Below are 18,277 nucleotides of genomic sequence, written 5' to 3'. Positions count from 1 at the left end.
CTGTTATTTTTGTCGCTGCAAATTCATGGTTTCCATCAATTTTGCAGTGATTTCTTCTACTGAGAAATTCGTCGTATTTAAATAGGGAATTTGATGTTTCCGATACAGGGCTTCAACTTCAGACAATTCCAGACGACATTGGCGTAAATTCGCGTATCGGCTGTTTTCCCGCCTCTCCTGCCGAATGGCCGATAACCGTTCCGCATCAATAGTCAGACCAAATAGCTTTGCCTTATGCGGCAACAAGCCTGATGGCAGCGTAAGATGATCCATGTCATCAGCAATAAAGGGATAATTCACCGCATATACCCCAAATTGCAAAGCCAGATACAGGCTGGTGGGTGTTTTTCCTGTACGGGAAACCCCCAACAAAATGACTTGAGCCAATTCAAGATTTCGCAGCGAAATTCCATCATCATGCGCCAAGGTATAATCAATTGCAGCAATTCGGGCGTCATATTTGAGCATATTATTTTCAGTTAGCCCGTAAGGCCGACGCAGTGATGATGCGATGGGCGCAATGCCCAGCTCTTGCTGCAACGGGGCAATGAGTGATTGAACAACATCCTGACAAAAACCCTTACTGCTCAGAATATGGTCCCTGACCTGCTCTGACACAATAGAGAAAAAAACAAGAGGCCGAATACCTGACTGCAGATAGGCTTCATTGATCTTGTCTCGTACCGCGATTGCCTTATTGATGTTATCGACAAAAGGGATCGTGTGAAACTCTGGGTCAATCGGAAATTGAGATAATACGGCATGCCCTAATACTTCTGCGGTAATGGCGGTGCCGTCAGAAATGTAAAATACGGCTTGTTTCATCAGTGTACCTTTTGAGTTTTTTAGCAGATATAGCACAGAGGTAAAAAGGCGAATCGAATTATTAACTTACAATATAAAAAACTTACCTAACTAAACCTGCCATAACTAACAGGGCAAATATGGAATTATTTAATTGACATTTATCGCTTTCTTTGAGTCCAGTTTCATATATGATGGTTATTCGACTGAAATTTTTAAGATGAAGACCAGAGAGAATGTCTGCAAATACTCCACATAAAAACACAATCTCCCGGCGGCATTCGCCTGGATTTACACTCATTGAACTGATGGTTTCTGTGGGTATTGTGGCCATATTAGCGGCAATAGCATTACCTTCATACAGCAGCTTCATTAATTCAGGGAAAGCAAAAGATGCTTCATCTGATCTCACGGCATTGGCACTGAATTTTGAAAATACCTATCAACTACAACTGCAATACCCGGTTTATAGTGCAGGCACAACCGCAACCACTGCGTTGTTTAGTGGTTGGAGCCCAACCGCATCTTCCTCTTTTACATATACCGTAAACAGTTCAACGAGTAGTTATACCCTGACGGCAACAGGCAAGACGGGAACCGGCCTGAGTGGATGCGTATTAACGCTTGATAATAGTAATGCCAGAACAGCAACCAGCCAGTGTGGGTTTACATCATGGTAAAAAGAGAGCCCCCATTACAGCTATCATCTGGATTTTCATTAATCGAATTAATGGTCGTTTTAGCTGTCATGAGCATCTTAGCCACATTGGGTATTGCACTGACACAAAGCTGGAGTAGTGCTAACCAGTTGCAGCTCGGGAAAAATTTGCTGACACAGGGTACAGCCCATGCCAAATCACTGGCATTACGGAATGGCTCGGGCACTAACAGCAATACGGTGTCTTCATTTTTGGTATTGAAAAACAATACGTTGTGCGTACTCAATGGCACAGCGAACACCTTAGGCTGCACGAACCCTGTCTGGCAAACTCAATTATCCGTATCAGCGAGTATCGACTCGGCATCAACGCAATGTATTGGTTGGAATAGTATGGGCCTGCCAGATACCGCCACGCTGGGCGGTACCACCTGTACTACCACCCTGAGTTATTCAATTTCAAGCGGAGGTCAGAATGCGACCGGCTACCTTGAATAAATGCGGCTATCAGCCATTCAGCCGACAGCATGGCACCTCTTTGTTGGAAGCACTCATTGCCATTTTGCTCATGACTATTGTGGGGCTAGCCATTACCTATAACTTGGCCAAAGGGACGTTACAGCAAGGCAAATTAAATGCTCAGATCTCTGCGTTGAATGAAATCAGAGGCGAAGTGCAAAGTTCCGGGATGAACAGTAACTGCACAACGACCAACTCATCGACCAATACCACAATTAAACTCTCTACGGCCAACAGCAGTGCACAAAGTACATTAACTCGTTCATGTACTTTGACACAATTGAGCGTCACCGTCAGTGCAACAACCAAAACCGTTCTGCTTCCTTCCGTCAGTTATTCAGTAACTGACAGTCGGTTAGGCGCTAGTTCATTACTGTTACAAAACTGAACCGCGATGAATATAGAGGGAAAGATGATCCGGATCCGGCAAAGACAACAAGGATACAGTTTGATCAGTATCATGATAGGCATGACCGTAGCCATGTTTGCGACCATTTCAATCATGTCACTCTATCGGGTTGTCATACATAATTTGTTTGATACAAACTCAGGTATACAACAACGCGCTGCACAGGATCGTCAGCTTGCTACTGGGCTTTTGACCATACAAAATTTGGTTCAGGGAGCCGGTTTCGGGGTCACCTCACCTGCGACAAACAGGCAATTTATTCTACTGACGGGGGCTGCACTCAATACTGTCAGTGGTAACGCCCAATTAACAACTGCGGGTTCGTTGCAGAGTATTGCCGCCAGTAGCGTGAGTGGAAATGCCATATTCTGGGAAATCAATAAAACACTAGATGCTAGCTGGGGTTGTCAGGGGCTTTTATCAGACCAAACAACCAAGGCAATTTATTTCCTGACGTCGACCACTTCCTGTCATCCGGTTTATACGCAATGGGCTTCTCAAATCTGGACGGTTACCCGCATTGTATCGCCTAATACATTGGCAACCGCGTTAACGTTTACCGCCTTCCTGGATACTGCAAAATGTTCCCCGTTCGGTGCAGAAATTGCGTCAACGGCCTTGTCGACTGCAATTTCTGATGATGCAGGAATAAACACACCGTCAGCGAGTACAGCCGGGCTAAAACTGCAATTCAACTGGAGCACACTGTCTGGCAGCACGCCCTGGTTGTCTTGTTTAATCAACTTTACTTCGTGAGAAATGCATATGTATCGTAGCAATTCAATGCATCAGCAAAAAGGAATTGCCGCTATCCTGTTTACGCTAATCATCGGTGTTTCTCTGCTGGGCATTGTCATGGGAGCCATGCACTATTCCCGTAGCGATCAGGATAGCGCCATTGCCTCGCATGCCCTCACACAGGCACAAATGCGCGCATGGAGCGGTGCAGAAGGTTTTCGCCAATATCTTTACCAGATCAAGAGTAGTGGTGCTGCATCCCTTGCTGCTGGCAACGCGATTACCTTTACCGGGATCTCCGGCGTGACCGGCACTGTTGTCGCTGTTTCAACTACTGCCACAACATGCAGCAGTGGTACACAAGTAACCGCGAATTTAACGGGAACCAGCGCCAATGCTACCGCCACGGTGCAATCGGTTTATTGTGTTACAGGTGGTTCAGGTAATACTCCACCAACTATTATTAATACCATCAATATCAATGGTGACTTGACGCTGTCAGGAAATATCAGCGTCATCAATGGGTCTAATGTAAATACGAATTTCATTGTTAATGGTAATATTTCGGCCAGTGGAAGCATCAGTGGCTTTAGCCTGCTATATGCAACCGGTACGGTTAATTTATCGGGTTCTCAGTCAAACATTAACACTGTCAGTGCCGAAAAGGATGTCACACTCTCTGGAAGCGGAACATACACAACCATCAATTCATTAACTAATGTGACCATGAGTGGTGGTGTTTCGGCCGTGAATGTGAATACCAACGGCACAACAACACTGAACTCCAGTGCCAAAGTCACTACGATAAAATCTATCGGTAATGTTGCCCTGACCGGAGGCGGCGCTGAGGCCGCTAACGTATATACAGATGGTAACGTCACGATGAGCAACGGCTCAATCACGAGCCTGTTGATGGCCCAAGGTAACCTGACGGAAGCCAGTAACGGTAGTGTTGCCAGTGGGCAAATAGGTGGAACCGTAACTAAACCCGACTGGAATAATAATATTCATGTCACCGTGGTGAATGGATTAACCGTGCCGATCACACCATTAACTGCGACAACAATAAAAACAACGGTGATTGATGCGTGGCCCTTGAAATCCTCTGCCAATCTTGCGTTTGATGTAGATGCCTCAAACAACATCAAGGTCACTGTCTCCAATATGTATGGGATCAGTAACGGCACCTACTTCCTTGTTGGTAGTAAAGGCAATCAGGACTATCTCTGTTCAACTTCAACCTACAATGCCAATACTTGCTATAAAAAAGTTTGCGTTGGCTATTCTGACTATAACAGTTGCTTTGACTACAACACCAAAACCGCAACATGGAGCCTTAATGGCAGCATGATGGCACCAGGGGTTATTTGGTTTAATGGTAATGTCACAGCCGGGAATGGCACTTACAATAACACCATTATTGCGACGGGAAATATTGCTACACAAGGCAGCACTTCGTTATATGCCCCTAATTATGCGGGTTATTCTGGTGTATGCGTTAATAGTAACTTCCTAACCTTTTATCCGACCAATTTCTGTCAGAACGGCGCTTATGTCTCCAGCCCTCTTGGAAATATTGCATTGCTGGCGGGAGGGTATGTGTCAAATGTCTTTTCAGGCGGTGACATCAGTCTGGGCTCATCTAATGATGTGCATGGCGATATCATGGCCGGGGATCTGCTCTCCACCACAGGAAGCACCAAGGTTTACGGCTATATCACGATCAGTAATCAGAGTAATAGCACTGACGGTTCCTCTTTCAAAGGCAGCACAACCATTGATTTGAGCAACTTGCCTGCGACTTATGATCCATCACAGGTCAACTCCGGTGGTAACAACAATAATAACAATAACAATAACAACACCCCTCCTAACACGTCCCCCAATGTCAGTTATGTCTGGTCACGTTATCTGTAATCTGACAATTCAGAATAAAGAAGCCGCTTATTGCGGCTTCTTTTATATGGTTGATGCAATTACCAAGTGAGAGGTTAGAACAACTTTTTCAGCCCCTGAGACAATGCCCCACCAGCCTTTTGTTCCAATTTTTGCTGAAGCTCTTGTTTCTTTTCATTCAGCTTCGCATTGGCGTTGTCTTTAAGTGACGCCGTTAAATCGAGTGAATATTTGGGTGTGGCGACAGGCCCTTTAATGCGGATTGGTACCGTGACGCCGCTTAACTGAGATCGCTCAGCACCTGTTTGCCCTTTGATGCTATCAACCAGCGCCGCTTTCAATAAATAATCGATTGTGTCTGTTCTCAAATTAACCTCACCGTCACCACTTACCCGCAGCAACGGTGATTTCATAGCAAGGTCTTTATTCGTTGCAATACCCTGATTGAATAAAATGGAAGCTGTTAATTCAGTAAAGTCTGTCTTCTCTACATTATTCGCCGCTATTGCTTGTTCACCCCCACTCATACCTGACAATGCAGCTTTAGCATCACGAATCGTTTTAGCAATATTGATCCCTCGCCAGGCACCATCATTAACCCTGATATTCATATTACCGTTCAGGTTATTTTTCAGTGCAGTGGTATCAGCCCCTTGAGTAACAAGGCTGCCGTTAACCGTCGCCTTTCCTTCTATCTTTTCAAAACCAGCAAATTGCTTCAGTAGCGCATAGATATCGACACCAGATATCGCCGGTTTAACCGTAAACTTAGGGTTGGATGTTGCTGTCGCGGTTCCTGTTGCCGTTATCGTTCCACCAAACGCTTTCAGGCTTAATTCCTGTACCGAAATTAACCCTTTTTGCGCATTCATCGCTAATCGGATGTCGCTGGCGTCCATCGCTGCATATTTCAATTGCCCCAGAGTGACCTTCCCGTCCAGATTTAAAGCATTAAGCCCTGATAGATCGATCTTTGAGGAAGATGCTGAATTGGCTGAATTATTGGTGCCTTGTTCATTGCCAGAAGATTTCTGATTGGGCGTGATATAGCGATTCAGATCCAGTGATTGCGCATTAACATTGAAATGAACCGCAGGATTTGCAAACCCTTTTATATTGGCATCAAAATCCAGTGGGTTATGATCGATAGTGCCCTTCATTGCGGTACTGATTTGCTGTGCATTGAGTGCAGCGGCCAGTTTTCCGTTCAGCTCAATCGGTGTTGACTTTACATCACCGGCTGAAACATCACTGTGAATAGTCAGTTGCGGCAAATTAATATTTTGTGCCGCCAAACTATAAGTTACCGGGCTGGATGCGGTCAGTTTCACTGACTGATTACCTTGGTTGGCAGCTAGATCCAGCTTCAGTGTTTTGACACTGATTTGCTGATTATCGCCAGAAATACCATCCAATTTCAAAGACGCATCCGCTTTATGAGTTGGACCATCAAGTTGCGCAGATAACAGCAACATATCCGCGTCAGATTTATTCCCAGCAATGTTCAGCTTGGGTGCACTGAGTGTTAATTTTAAAGTATCACTATTGGCTTTCCCGTCGATGGCATACTGTAAACCTTCAAGTTTTACCCCCCCTGATTTTTGATCGAAATTAACCCGATCCAGCTTGGTCACTATATGCACGTCTAAAGCTGGCGATACACTTTGTAATCGGGAACTGAAATCAATATGTTCTCCGCCATTAGCCGTAAGCGAATCACCAAACAGCGATAAATCTTTCAGCGCAAATTGCTGACCTGATTTTACATCCTGATATTTAATATCACTCTTAGCGAGACTGAAATGCGAAAGTTTAAAGCTGGGAGCCACTGCATCACCGGCTGCAGATGAATTGACTACAGGGGTAACGGGTTGATGATTTTCGACAGGAACCGCATTGTTTGTGGCGAGCAAGTTGGCAAAATTATATTGCCCGGTCTTATCCTTGAGCAGATTGATCGAGGCGCCGTCGATAGCAACTTGGTCAATGACTATTTTTTTCGATAACAGTGGCCAGAACTGCATCACAACCTTGGCATTAGCCACATGCGCAAACAATTGATCCGAATTTTGCTCAGATAAACTGACATCAGAGAGCACGATGCCCGGCTTTGGAAACAACGTTAAACTTAGCGGCCCATTAAATTTCAGGGTCCGCTGCTTTTCTGTCTTAACCAATGTCTCAATTTTCGGCTTAAGGGTGTTTGCATCAAACACCGAAGAGACATAAACCGCCGCGCCCGCCACTATAACTGCAATGGTGCCAATCGAATAAAGAGAATATTTGGTGATTTTATCCATACCGCCCGCTCCTTTATGTGCCGCATCTGCATCTGTGGTTTCCTTAAAACAGCGACAGTAAGGCTGAACGAACATCAAAAAGCCGCAGAAAAGCAGATGGCGTTGTATGCGTTATTCACTTACAGTATTGATTTGCATCACCTAAATCGCCAGTAAAAACGTACACTTCCCGGCAATTATTCCGCAGGACACAACTTCATGATCAGATTCGGCATCATCGGTACCAATACCATCACAGAATCCTTTCTTACTGCTGCACAGAATACGACTGGGTTTCAACTCACGACGGTATATTCCCGAACCATGGAGAAAGCGCAGCTTTTTGCGGAAAAATATGGTGCTACTTATACCTTCGACGATTTAGAGTTAATGGCAAAATCACCGGAAATTGACGCCGTTTATATTGCCAGCCCCAATGCGTTGCATTGCGAACAAACTTGTCTTTTCCTGCAACATGGTAAACATGTGTTATGTGAAAAACCGCTTTGCTCCAATCTTCCTGAAGCAGAAAAAATGGTAGCAACCGCCCGACAACATGGCGTATTACTCATGGAGGCGATGAAAACGCCAACATTGCCTAATTACCTATCACTGAAAAAGCATCTGCATAAAATAGGTAAGATCCACTACGTGCAAAGCCATTATTGTCAGTACTCATCCCGTTATGACAAATTTAAGGCGGGTGAAATTATGAATGCGTTCCGCCCTGAATTATCAAATGGCGCATTGATGGACCTTGGTGTTTATGCACTTTATCCCGTCATTGATTTGTTTGGCATGCCAAATGACATCAAAGCCAGTGCAGTAATGTTACACACTGGCGTAGACGGTATGGGTTCCGCATTACTTTCATATCCCGATCTGGTGGCTACGGTTTCTTATTCCAAAATCAGCGACATGAAAACGCCATCAGAAATTCAGGGTGAAGAAGGTTCTATTCTGATCGAACATATCTCTCAGCAAAATAGCGTCAAAATTGTCTACAGAGATGGTCGGGAGGAAGATATCACCGAGTTTCAATCATCCTCACCGATGCAATATGAGTTGGCCGAATTTATCAGCACCATCCAACAAGGGAAAACAGAATCCGCCCTGAATAACTACACCTTGGCTTTACGCGTAGCTGACATTATGCAGACGATCCGTCAGCAAATAGGATTAGTTTTTGATGCTGATAAAAAGATTTAAATAGATCAAGTGGGTGCTTATTGCACCCATTCTTTTCTGACTTTAGGTGTGATCGTCAGATTTGTTTCACCTGCGGTGATAAAGATCTGTCCTTCGCTGATGGTCACTTGCCACTGCATATTTCGTTCAGCCAATGCCACCACGGGGATCAATTCCTCTTCAGGCAAGTCAATAATACGCAAATTGTCATGTTTGTTTAGCAAAGCGGCGTTTGGTTGCCACCAAAGATCAACATTACGCCCGGCATAGGTATAAAGCGTCACTAACTCTGAACGGTTGCAGGCTTTTTTTAGACGACGTTCATCGGGTAAACCGACTTCGATCCAGTGTTCGATTCCGCCATGTAAATTCTTCAACCACAATTCCGGCTCATCATCGGCGCACAATCCTTTAGTAAAAGTCAGCGCGTCGTCAGCATTCAGTGCCCAGGCCAATAACCGGACAATCAGGCGCTGGTCTGTTTCTGACGGATGTCGCGCCAATGTCAGGTTTGCGTCGAGATAAATCCCTCGGTCAATATCGGCAATATTCAATACGGCCTTGAAGATAGTGGCTTTCAGCGCCATGAGATACCCTATTCCACAATATGAAAGCCGCTAGTTTAAAACACTTGTATTTGATTTTTACCATTTTCTTTTGCTTGATACATAGCTGCATCGGCATTTTTAGTGAGTGTACGTTCATCCGTGCCATGATCAGGATATAAAGCAATACCAATACTGCCGGAAATATTGATTTGTGTATCAGCCAACTCAAACGGTTGACTCAATGACATCAAAATTTTTTCTGCAGCACCTACTGCATTCACGGCGTAAGAGACATCGTCTAATAAAATGACAAACTCATCCCCACCAATTCGACAGACCGTGTCTGAATCCCGCAAACAATGAACCATCCGATCTGCGACTTCTTTTAACAGCAGATCACCAATTTCATGTCCGAAGGAATCATTCACCGGTTTGAAGTTATCTAAATCAATAAACATCAGCGCAAATTTCTTGCCACCACGTTTTGCCGAGCGTATCGCCTGTTTCAGTCGGTCAGAAAATAATACCCGTGTTGGCAACCCTGTCAGCGAGTCATAATGAGCTAAGAGCCGATGTTTTTCTTCACTTAACCGTAATGCTTCAGTGGCGAGATAACGTTCAATCGCAATGGCGGCCAGATTAGCCGATGCTTCAATGAGCTTAATGTCCTTTTCTTGTGGTGAATGTTTCTCTTTGTGATAAATGGCAAATGTTCCCAGCACTTTGTTAGTTGAACCATAGATAGGCTCAGACCAGCAGGCGCCTAAATGTGCCTGCGTAGCAAGCTCCAGATAAGGCACCCAATAGGGATGCGTGGCAATATCATCAACAATAACTCGTTTCCCAGTAAAAGCTGCCGTTCCGCAAGAACCGCGCCCTTCCCCAATTTCTACGCCATTAATCGCCTGATTATAAAAATCGGGAAGACTGGGCGCTGCGCCCGTTAAGAGATGCTTTCCAGCCTTATCCAGCAATAAGATTGAACACATCATCTCCGGGTTTTCAGCTTCCACGCCAGCCACGATAGCCAGTAATATTTCGTTCAACGGCGCGCCTTTCGAAAGCAATTCCAACACCCGATTATGTGCTTTTTGGTAGCGCTCCCTGTGAATACGCTCTGTAATATCCAATTTTACGGCAACATATTGAATAACTTGCCCTTCCGCGTTAAAAACTGGAGAAATATGTGCCTGCTCCCAATATATTTCGCCATTTTTCTTACGATTAATGAACTCACCTGACCAATCCCGTCCACTCTGTAGTGTTTGCCACATCTCTTCATATACATCAGTGCTTGTTAATCCAGAATGAAGAATATTGGGATTAAGCCCCATCACTTCTTGTAATGAATACCCCGTTACTTCGGTAAAGCGCGGATTAACATACCGAATATTGGCATCAAGCCCTGCAATGACAACGGAAGCCGGGCTTTGATTTATTGCGGTGTAAAGCGTGCGTAAGCGATCTTCGTGCAATAGACTGGTGTGCAGCCGAGTTTTTAGCCGATAAATTTGATACGACAGATAAATAATAAGGACGAGAGCAAAAATTAATGTTGCACCAATTGTCTGTGAACTCAGTTCTATCCGGTCAGGAATTAACCCTGTATACGCATAGACGCTGAGCGGATCCAGAAACGCAAATATGAGTAACAGGCATATGTAACTATTCCATTTCATATCAACCTTCTTTACTCACCCATCCAATGGCTACATGCGAAAACCTATATAAAGTTTAATCGATAATATTCACCCAACGGCAAAATTCTCAGACCTTCATCAGAAAGTGATATCATGTGAACATATTTATTCGTTATTTATCATAGAGACTGAAACCCATGATCCAACTTGGCCGTATGAATACCTTACACATAAAAGAAATCAACGAAAAAGGCGCTTGGTTGGATGCAGATGACTTAGGGACAGCTTTTCTCCCCCAAAGCCAACTTCCAGCAGGCTGTACTGTTGGGCAAACACTTCTTGTTTTCCTGTTTCTAGATGGTGATGGAACACTGCAAGTCAGTATTGAAAAACCACGGGCTCAGGTAGGCGAATTTGAAGGTTTAAAAGTCATTTCAGCCAGTCGAATCGGCGCATTTCTGGACTGGGGATTAAAAAAAGATCTGTTTGTTCCGGCCAGAGAGCAGGCAAAACCGATGCAGACAGGCCATACATATGTCGTTTATATCTACCTCGATCGCGAAAGCAGAACTGTCGCAACCAGCCGTTTGGATCATTATCTGAGCATCGAGATGCCTCGCTATGAACCATGGCAGGAAGTTGATCTTTTAATTTGTGAACAAACAGATCTTGGCTATAAAGTGATTGTAGAAAATAAATTCTGGGGTCTCATTTTCCGCAATGAAATATTTGCCAATATCAAAATTGGGCAACGAACCAAAGGCTATATCAAGAAAATTCACGATGATGGCAAACTGGATATTACACTCAACAAACCAGGTCTGGCCCGTAAAGATGAAGCAAGTGAGAAAATTCTCGCCCGCTTAAAAAAATCCGGAGGCTATCTCGCCGTCAGCGATAAAAGCTCGCCAGAATTAATATATTCTCAGTTCAGCATGAGTAAAGGCACCTTCAAAAAAGCGATTGGTGGCCTATACAAACAGGGGCTCATCACTATTGAAGAAAACGGTATCAAATTACAAGATTAACCCCCTGCTTCACTCCCCTCTGAGCCACCACAGAGGGGCATTTCCTCAAATGAAAACAACCAACCTTGATCTAGATCACTTCCAACCTTATGGTTTCAATTGCCAACTTAGACAGACATATTTAGGCTGTTAAAGATGACAGTTACGGCATATCCACAAGCACAACAGACATTCACGGGCTCTGGCAACGACAGCTAGGGGCGGTAGCGTTCCTAAAGCTGATTTGCGGATTTTTTCCGTATTTCATCCCCCTGTATGCCCCGATATCGCTTTTACTAGCGAAGAGATCTTTCCGCTTTTAATGATGTTTTTTGAGGTATTTGGGGATAATTTCGTAGTAATAAATTGTTAGGTAATTAATTTTCTTAATTTTTTGCGGTAAATTCGAGCCTTAAAGCGGCTGGTATGAGGGTTCCGTGTTGTTTGCGGCTCACTTCCGGTGAAATGGTTGCCTTGCATAACTCATGATCTCACTTCCGGTGTGTAATTCGATTCCGCACTGGTTATGTCTTCGGCAACCTTCTAGGCCGTCGGTGTGTATGCCTGGAGCGGCTCATCATCCGGGCGTTTCGATTTGAGATGCCCACTCCCCATTTCCTGAATGATGTCAGTGAAACACAAAGTAAACCGGCAGTTTCAACTCTGTCGGTGGGTAATTCCGAGCGGTGGTTTAAAGCAGGTGCAGTGGCCGCATTGAAGTCCGTGTACCAATTAGCCAGTTCAGTGGTGATGAATAAAAGATATATCCTTTATTCTCCTACCTAACAAGGCGTTTAAACACGTTCGCTTTGCTCACTGGACGGCACTGCGTGCCGCCGTTTAACTTATAGTTAGATTTTAAGGGAAATTATGATTTTTAATACAACAGACAACTGGCAAAACATAATACAATTAGAATCACTGCTATTTTTTGTGCAACGAATACAAGAACTATCTTACGATCATTCAGAGTTTTTAGAAAAAAACATATCAGCCACAGTGCAAGATATAATTGATGAATATATCGAACTGTTAGAAACATATGAGAAATTTTCTTTAAGCGTTAACGCAAAGGAAGTTGATTTATTACAAGAAGAGCTTGAGCAAAAAATTAAAAACGACCCTATTTCCACACAGCTAATAGGTGATAAGTTAAAGGAATATATTATTTCATTAAAAGATGGAAATGAAAAAAACAAAATTAACACACTTGAGTTATTAAAGCTTAAGCTAAGCCCAAAAAATTACCTTAAAACACTAAGAAAACATATTAATGAAATTTTACAACAGCCAAAACAAAAAGGAAAAATCCATAATATTGCAACGTTAATGTTTGAGTTTTTAATATCAAATGGTTATGCTAAAGGTACGATATATCACTTTATAAATACAACCTTTTTCAACAAAAAACAAAAAATAACAAAAAACGAAGATATTAATTTATTTTTAGATAAATTCGATCTAAGAGATAGAGTTTATGACGTGTATTTTCACTGTTCAAAGTTATTTGATGAAATTCAAGACTCATGCAGTGAGTTCAACGCTGAAATAATCGAAAATAAAGATTTTGAATATAACTCAAAAGCAGAGAAAATATTTTTTAAAAGAAATAACTCAAGATCTATAATAAAATGCAATAATGTCAAAGCGAAAGATTATCTAGGGGCAATGAAACGAGCTGAAGATCTAATATCTCGAATAAGTGATATATTCACGTTATTCCACCACAAGAAAAAGGTTTGGATATCAAATTATTGTTTAGTTAGAGATGATCATAAAAAACGTGCGTTTCAAGCAAATGCGACAATGAACTCGATGTCTAAATTGCACGATTATGATATTGAGGATACAAAAGAGATATTACCGGTTTTTATTGGCAAGTTTGGCTTACTAGATGACTCATTAAAACGATTCACCAGAGCTATTGACATTCATTCACTTTCCTTAGAGACAAAAGATGCTTCGTCTCAGATTTTAAACTTATGGATCTGTCTTGAAACATTATTAATAAACACAAAAGATTCTCATATATCATCGATAGAAAACGCAATTCAAACTGTAATATCGAATCAATATTTAAAACATAGAGTTGACATCTTATGCGTCTATCTTAAAGAATGGAATAGTGATTTGTTTTATAGAGTAGTTCAACAACTTCCCGAGCTTTGGAGAGTTAGCGATATTCGAAGCACTTTAGCATTGGTTGCGCTCAAAGAGTTTGAGCCTCAAGCAGAATTATTGTTGGCAGAAATGAATGAGGTCCCACTTCTTAGATATAAATTCATGCTGCTAGTTAAGGAGTTCCAAAATAAAGAACTCATAAAGAAATCAAAAAAATTCATAGAAGAAAAATCTATAAAAGATATACGTCGAGTATATAGAACAAGAAATAGGATTGTTCACCAAGGCGCCTTAATTCAACGAGGTGAAAATATTGTTGAAATAGCTCATTATTACTTGGATATGATTATTAATTTTGTGGTATTAAGCAAAATCAGATATGAATCAATTAATTCGATTGATAATTTTTTACTAGAACAATCCACCATAAAAAAACATCATGACAAATTTATCAATAGCAGTGATATATCATCAAAAAATATAATCAGCATCATTTTTGGCCCAGATAATAAAATCTAACAAAAACTTGAAATACGTTCGCTTCGCTCACTGGACTGCACTTCGTGCAGCCATTTAAGTAAAAGTTAGATAATAAAAACGGCTTAATTGTTGGCGGGTGAATTCAAGCCTTAAAGCGGCTGTGCAGAGGGTCCAGTGGTGTTTACGGCTCACTATCTGTGCGTGGGTTGCCTCGCGCAACACATGAATTCACGTTGATTCGGCAAACTGAAAGCCTGCGCGGGTTACGTCTTCGGCAACCTTCAACGCCGTCAGCGTGTAACGCCTAAGCGGCTCATCATCGGGGCGTAGTTTTTTTAGCAACCACTTCCCGCTCATAAATCAGCTGATTCGAAAATTCGGCAAAGTTCGCTGATTCGATATTGCCGGCGAGTAATTCCAAGCGGTTGTTTGAATCAAGCACAGTGAAAAACGAAAGTCCGTGGCACCAATTAGCGTGCTTTTTGGTTGATAATAAACAGCATTTATTTGTTCATATCTAACAAAATTTTAATGTCGGATGGCACTACGTGCCACCGCATAAAACGAAGTTATAAGTCTTCGCGCGTTGTTGCATATAGTAAACTAGTTTACTATATTGATAACACAACAGCATGAGGAGTTAGTTATGTGGCAGCAAAGTTATAGTCAGATGGTGTCGGACGTTACCGTCGAAGAAGTATGGAATGTCTGGACAGATGTTAATCAATGGCATATTTGGCAAGATGACATTGAATTTGCTCGATTAGATGTTGATTTTAAGGTTGGCTCCGTTTTTAAATTTAAACCCAAAGGTGCGCCGACCTTCTCAATTGAAATCACCGAAGTAGTTGAAAATAGTCTCTTCACAGACTTAACTAAACTACCTCTGGCCAAAATGTATGATAAACATGAAATTATATCTCATGCTGACTGTATTGAACTGAAATCAACTATCCGCATTTGCGGGCCTTTGGCTTTTTTATGGAAACGACTTATCGCAAAAGGCATTGTTGAAAGCTTACCGACTCAAACTGAAAATCTACTTAAGAAAGTGCGCGATGTCAGAAAACAGCCCTTTTAAATATGATGTCGCAGATGCCAGTCCAGGATTTCTATTATGGAAACTCATGGGGCTCTGGCAAGCCAGATTATCGCAAGCGCTTTCTGTGTTTGAAATCACTCAAACACAATATGCCATTCTTGCCTCTTTGCGTTGGTTTCAGGAGCACCAACAACTATCTACTCAAGCAGCACTTGTTACGCATACAAAAATTGAAAAAATGACGCTGTCAAAAGCAATTAGACAGCTAGAATCATTCGGTCTAGTCGTAAGAACACCTGATGAACATGACAAACGAGCAGTCAATGTTCAGTTAACAGCTCAAGGCAATAACATTATTGCTGATGCAATTATTGCGGTTGAAAATGCTGATGAAGAGTTTTTTGGTGTTCTAAATGAGATAAATCTCTGTTCGTATAAAAATCTGACCGCACAAATAATTAATCAAAACGACTTATAACAAATAATTCAAACACGTTCGCTTCGCTCACTGGACGGCACTGCGTGCCGCCGTTTAATTAGAAGTTAGGTTTCATGATAAATCAGGTATTAATATGATTGAAAAACATACTCATATCATTAGTGCAACAATCATAACTCTATTGTTTATAACTGTTGTTCAATGGAAATCTGATCTAATCAAAGATCCACCATCTACGCTTGGTACAATAAGTTCATTTGCAACAGCATACGGAATTATATTTGCAATAATCGAATTAAAAAGAACGAAAAATGCATCTCAACATGCAAGTGAAGAAGTTCAACGAGCGTTGCATGCTGTAACTGGGTTGATTAGTGCAAGAGAAATCATTGAGTGTCAAAGTGTAATAAACTTAGCAATATCAACTTTAGATGAAGGAAAACCAATCGCTTCAATAACACTTTGTCAGATTGTTCGGTTATATTCCCAAGTTTTTCATGAGCAACTTAAAGACCAAAACTCTGATTACAGAAAAAATCGTTCTATAATAGCGGCTTATGCTTATAATCCGAATACAAATAAGCTGAATGCCTCGACAAAGAAAACTAAACAAGCTTTATTTGCAATCACAAGTCACTTAGCTGAGATTCAGGGTGCGACCAATAATTTCACGGAGTATAAAAAATGATTCCTAAAAAATTAAGAGATTTTATATTCAAACTTCAGTCCGCAACTGAAAATAATCAATTATCATGGCAAGAAGCTGACTCTCTAGCATATTTTTGTGATCATAAAAACCATACTTTACATATAAATTCCCATTTTGATGAAGATCGATGCATGTCTTCTTTTCATTTCAGACTGGTTACAGATGGTAAATCAACACCATTTACAGTAAGAGATGATGAAGATGATTATTCAATTATGCAGCATTTATACGAATCAATAATTGTTAATGCTAACAACATAGAAAACGATATAAACGATTTTTTCGACTAAAACCTAACAAAAAATTAGTGTCGGATGGCTTTCAGCCACCGCACAATTCGAAGTTATATTGGTTCTGTGAGTTTAATCTATGAAGATATCCACAATACTTTACTCAACCATAGCAATAATCATTGCTCCGACATCATATATGATTGGTCTTTTTTATCATCAAGGGATACTAAATGCATATGGTGTAGACTCTGGTTATTTCCCGCTATCTATACCTAATTATTATATAAATGCTTTTTATTTTATTTATTATAAAACAACTTACATAACCATATGGCTCATAGAAAAATTTAGCTTTATCATTAAAAACATACATTGGGTTGTTTTGGTTGTGGCGGTTTTAATTTTGGCTCTAGCTCAAATATTTAGACGCACTAAGAATATAAAAATAAGTTCAATAAAATTCAACAAACTAATTGACAGCATAACTAATAGTTACGAAATAGAAATAACAAAAATCCTTGCTCACATCTTATCGCCAATCTTCACCATTGGTTATTTTATTTTTGTTTTCATGTTGCTACTTTGTTTATTGCCATACTGGGCATATCAAACAGGTTATGACAATTCATTTGCTGATTTAGCTCGATTCAATAAGGTTGGTTGCATTGAAAAATCAAAAATGAATTTCAACAATTGTATAAATTATTTCGATTCAGACTCCAACATCAATGTCACAGGTTTATTAATAGAGGTTGGTGATAACAATATCGCCATATATGATGGTATTAAATCTCACATTTTTCACTTATCTCAAAAATATAAAATAGAGCACCTGTCCACAAAAAAACCAATATAACAAAAAATTAGTGTCGGATGGCTTTCAGCCACCGCACAATTCGAAGTTATGTGATTAAGGGGTTGTCATGGCTTTTGATGATAAATTCAGGCTCAGCAGTCATGCGGTCATTCTTAATTCCGAAGGGCAAGTTTTACTCTTAAAAGCCGATTACGGTTCCAAATCCTGGGGGCTTCCTGGTGGTGCATTAGAGCCCGGTGAAACCATTCACGAAGCGTTGATCCGCGAGTGCCGAGAAGAACTCGGGTCTGAAATTCTTATCCATTATCTCAGCGGTGTGTATTTCCATTCTGCCTATAATTCACAGGCTTTCATTTTCCGTTGCGAACTGCCCTCGCCTTCTAACATCATTCTCAGTCATGAACATTCTGAATTTCGTTATGCCTCAATTTCAGAACTCAGTGCTGTCCAGCAACAGCGCATATCTGACTGCCTTAATTTTTCGGGTGTTGTTACCAGTGCTAAATTCTAATGCTGATTAATCTATCATCACCTTGCACAGATATGATGCACAGCATTGATATAGCTCAGTTTTCATTAATTGAGTCCCCAATTTCATTTGTCTCTTTCAGTACCATTCGGCATCATGTTCATATGAGTAAATCAAGAGCAGAACACGGTTGTTGGGCATCTGATTGTCGATAGTCAGTGCGGTAGCTTTTGCTCTCAAAAAAACCGTCTTTTGCTGCAGCCAAAATCACATAACAAAAA

Annotated in this window: 18 protein-coding genes; 14 read left to right on the top strand and 4 right to left on the bottom strand. The window is 41.4% G+C overall.

The features are described from left to right. Positions 1-3: 3 nt before the first annotated feature. Complete coding sequence (gene ppsR, locus H027_RS0100095; RefSeq protein ID WP_024870503.1) at positions 4-825, bottom strand: posphoenolpyruvate synthetase regulatory kinase/phosphorylase PpsR; 822 nt, start codon at positions 823-825, stop codon at positions 4-6. 215 nt (positions 826-1,040) lie between these two features. Between ppsR and H027_RS0100090 the strand changes: the two genes are divergently transcribed. The 5 genes from H027_RS0100090 to H027_RS0100070 are packed head-to-tail and all read left to right on the top strand — an operon-like array spanning position 1,041 to position 5,045. Then, positions 1,041-1,484, top strand: coding sequence for a type IV pilin protein (locus tag H027_RS0100090; protein WP_024870502.1), 444 nt, complete (start codon positions 1,041-1,043; stop codon positions 1,482-1,484). Beyond that, positions 1,478-1,960, top strand: a complete 483-nt coding sequence (locus tag H027_RS0100085) for a pilus assembly FimT family protein (RefSeq protein ID WP_081741315.1) — start codon at positions 1,478-1,480, stop codon at positions 1,958-1,960. Before H027_RS0100090 ends, H027_RS0100085 begins: the two co-directional genes overlap by 7 nt. Beyond that, positions 1,938-2,369: a hypothetical protein gene (locus H027_RS0100080; protein ID WP_024870500.1), complete on the top strand. Its 432-nt coding sequence runs from the start codon at positions 1,938-1,940 to the stop codon at positions 2,367-2,369. Before H027_RS0100085 ends, H027_RS0100080 begins: the two co-directional genes overlap by 23 nt. 60 nt (positions 2,370-2,429) lie before the next feature. After that, on the top strand, positions 2,430-3,146 hold the full coding sequence (locus H027_RS0100075) for a hypothetical protein (RefSeq protein WP_152536676.1): 717 nt from the start codon (positions 2,430-2,432) through the stop codon (positions 3,144-3,146). 9 nt (positions 3,147-3,155) lie between these two features. Continuing rightward, the gene (locus H027_RS0100070; protein WP_024870498.1) at positions 3,156-5,045 is read left to right on the top strand and encodes an autotransporter outer membrane beta-barrel domain-containing protein; all 1,890 of its coding nucleotides are present in this window, start codon (positions 3,156-3,158) and stop codon (positions 5,043-5,045) included. A 74-nt stretch (positions 5,046-5,119) separates the two neighbouring features. On the opposite strand, the gene H027_RS0100065 is transcribed toward H027_RS0100070, so the two are convergent. Continuing rightward, the gene (locus H027_RS0100065) at positions 5,120-7,324 is read right to left on the bottom strand and encodes an AsmA family protein (protein WP_024870497.1); all 2,205 of its coding nucleotides are present in this window, start codon (positions 7,322-7,324) and stop codon (positions 5,120-5,122) included. Between the two features lie 198 nt (positions 7,325-7,522). Between H027_RS0100065 and H027_RS0100060 the strand changes: the two genes are divergently transcribed. After that, positions 7,523-8,512 (top strand): Gfo/Idh/MocA family protein, encoded by a 990-nt coding sequence (locus H027_RS0100060; RefSeq protein WP_024870496.1) that lies wholly within the window; start codon positions 7,523-7,525, stop codon positions 8,510-8,512. A gap of 17 nt (positions 8,513-8,529) precedes the next feature. Here H027_RS0100060 and H027_RS0100055 read toward each other — a convergent pair whose 3' ends face one another. Both H027_RS0100055 and H027_RS0100050 read right to left on the bottom strand, forming a co-directional pair. Next, positions 8,530-9,078, bottom strand: a complete 549-nt coding sequence (locus H027_RS0100055) for a YaeQ family protein (protein ID WP_024870495.1) — start codon at positions 9,076-9,078, stop codon at positions 8,530-8,532. 35 nt (positions 9,079-9,113) lie between these two features. Then, positions 9,114-10,718 (bottom strand): diguanylate cyclase domain-containing protein, encoded by a 1,605-nt coding sequence (locus H027_RS0100050; protein WP_024870494.1) that lies wholly within the window; start codon positions 10,716-10,718, stop codon positions 9,114-9,116. Positions 10,719-10,876: 158 nt separating this feature from the next. Between H027_RS0100050 and H027_RS0100045 the strand changes: the two genes are divergently transcribed. The 8 genes from H027_RS0100045 (at position 10,877) to H027_RS0100010 (ending at position 18,038) form a co-directional block, all read left to right on the top strand. Continuing rightward, positions 10,877-11,707, top strand: coding sequence for a CvfB family protein (locus H027_RS0100045; RefSeq protein WP_024870493.1), 831 nt, complete (start codon positions 10,877-10,879; stop codon positions 11,705-11,707). Between the two features lie 849 nt (positions 11,708-12,556). Then, positions 12,557-14,326, top strand: coding sequence for a hypothetical protein (locus tag H027_RS0100040; RefSeq protein ID WP_024870492.1), 1,770 nt, complete (start codon positions 12,557-12,559; stop codon positions 14,324-14,326). A 607-nt stretch (positions 14,327-14,933) separates the two neighbouring features. Beyond that, entirely contained in the window at positions 14,934-15,368 is a 435-nt protein-coding gene (locus tag H027_RS0100035; protein WP_024870491.1) for an SRPBCC domain-containing protein, read from the top strand. Beyond that, positions 15,346-15,807, top strand: a complete 462-nt coding sequence (locus H027_RS0100030) for a MarR family winged helix-turn-helix transcriptional regulator (protein WP_024870490.1) — start codon at positions 15,346-15,348, stop codon at positions 15,805-15,807. Before H027_RS0100035 ends, H027_RS0100030 begins: the two co-directional genes overlap by 23 nt. A 94-nt stretch (positions 15,808-15,901) precedes the next feature. After that, positions 15,902-16,456, top strand: a complete 555-nt coding sequence (locus tag H027_RS0100025) for a hypothetical protein (RefSeq protein WP_024870489.1) — start codon at positions 15,902-15,904, stop codon at positions 16,454-16,456. Continuing rightward, entirely contained in the window at positions 16,453-16,767 is a 315-nt protein-coding gene (locus H027_RS0100020; protein WP_024870488.1) for a hypothetical protein, read from the top strand. Before H027_RS0100025 ends, H027_RS0100020 begins: the two co-directional genes overlap by 4 nt. A 79-nt stretch (positions 16,768-16,846) precedes the next feature. Next, the gene (locus H027_RS0100015) at positions 16,847-17,566 is read left to right on the top strand and encodes a hypothetical protein (protein WP_024870487.1); all 720 of its coding nucleotides are present in this window, start codon (positions 16,847-16,849) and stop codon (positions 17,564-17,566) included. Between the two features lie 67 nt (positions 17,567-17,633). Continuing rightward, complete coding sequence (locus H027_RS0100010) at positions 17,634-18,038, top strand: NUDIX hydrolase (RefSeq protein WP_024870486.1); 405 nt, start codon at positions 17,634-17,636, stop codon at positions 18,036-18,038. Positions 18,039-18,277: the final 239 nt, after the last annotated feature.

Origin of the sequence: Tolumonas lignilytica, assembly GCF_000527035.1 — a bacterium.
Classification (GTDB): domain Bacteria; phylum Pseudomonadota; class Gammaproteobacteria; order Enterobacterales; family Aeromonadaceae; genus Tolumonas; species Tolumonas lignilytica.
The sequence above is the reverse complement of the archived record's forward strand: the minus strand, read 5'-3'. Positions and strand labels throughout refer to the sequence as shown.

Bases quoted from the DNA above. Each gene is read 5' to 3' on its own strand.
- ppsR (WP_024870503.1), bottom strand. From the start codon at position 825: ATGAAACAAGCCGTATTTTACATTTCTGACGGCACCGCCATTACCGCA.
- H027_RS0100090 (WP_024870502.1), top strand. From the start codon at position 1,041: ATGTCTGCAAATACTCCACATAAAAACACAATCTCCCGGCGGCATTCG.
- H027_RS0100085 (WP_081741315.1), top strand. From the start codon at position 1,478: ATGGTAAAAAGAGAGCCCCCATTACAGCTATCATCTGGATTTTCATTA.
- H027_RS0100080 (WP_024870500.1), top strand. From the start codon at position 1,938: ATGCGACCGGCTACCTTGAATAAATGCGGCTATCAGCCATTCAGCCGA.
- H027_RS0100070 (WP_024870498.1), top strand. From the start codon at position 3,156: ATGTATCGTAGCAATTCAATGCATCAGCAAAAAGGAATTGCCGCTATC.
- H027_RS0100065 (WP_024870497.1), bottom strand. From the start codon at position 7,324: ATGGATAAAATCACCAAATATTCTCTTTATTCGATTGGCACCATTGCA.
- H027_RS0100060 (WP_024870496.1), top strand. From the start codon at position 7,523: ATGATCAGATTCGGCATCATCGGTACCAATACCATCACAGAATCCTTT.
- H027_RS0100055 (WP_024870495.1), bottom strand. From the start codon at position 9,078: ATGGCGCTGAAAGCCACTATCTTCAAGGCCGTATTGAATATTGCCGAT.
- H027_RS0100050 (WP_024870494.1), bottom strand. From the start codon at position 10,718: ATGAAATGGAATAGTTACATATGCCTGTTACTCATATTTGCGTTTCTG.
- H027_RS0100045 (WP_024870493.1), top strand. From the start codon at position 10,877: ATGATCCAACTTGGCCGTATGAATACCTTACACATAAAAGAAATCAAC.
- H027_RS0100040 (WP_024870492.1), top strand. From the start codon at position 12,557: ATGATTTTTAATACAACAGACAACTGGCAAAACATAATACAATTAGAA.
- H027_RS0100035 (WP_024870491.1), top strand. From the start codon at position 14,934: ATGTGGCAGCAAAGTTATAGTCAGATGGTGTCGGACGTTACCGTCGAA.
- H027_RS0100030 (WP_024870490.1), top strand. From the start codon at position 15,346: ATGTCAGAAAACAGCCCTTTTAAATATGATGTCGCAGATGCCAGTCCA.
- H027_RS0100025 (WP_024870489.1), top strand. From the start codon at position 15,902: ATGATTGAAAAACATACTCATATCATTAGTGCAACAATCATAACTCTA.
- H027_RS0100020 (WP_024870488.1), top strand. From the start codon at position 16,453: ATGATTCCTAAAAAATTAAGAGATTTTATATTCAAACTTCAGTCCGCA.
- H027_RS0100015 (WP_024870487.1), top strand. From the start codon at position 16,847: ATGAAGATATCCACAATACTTTACTCAACCATAGCAATAATCATTGCT.
- H027_RS0100010 (WP_024870486.1), top strand. From the start codon at position 17,634: ATGGCTTTTGATGATAAATTCAGGCTCAGCAGTCATGCGGTCATTCTT.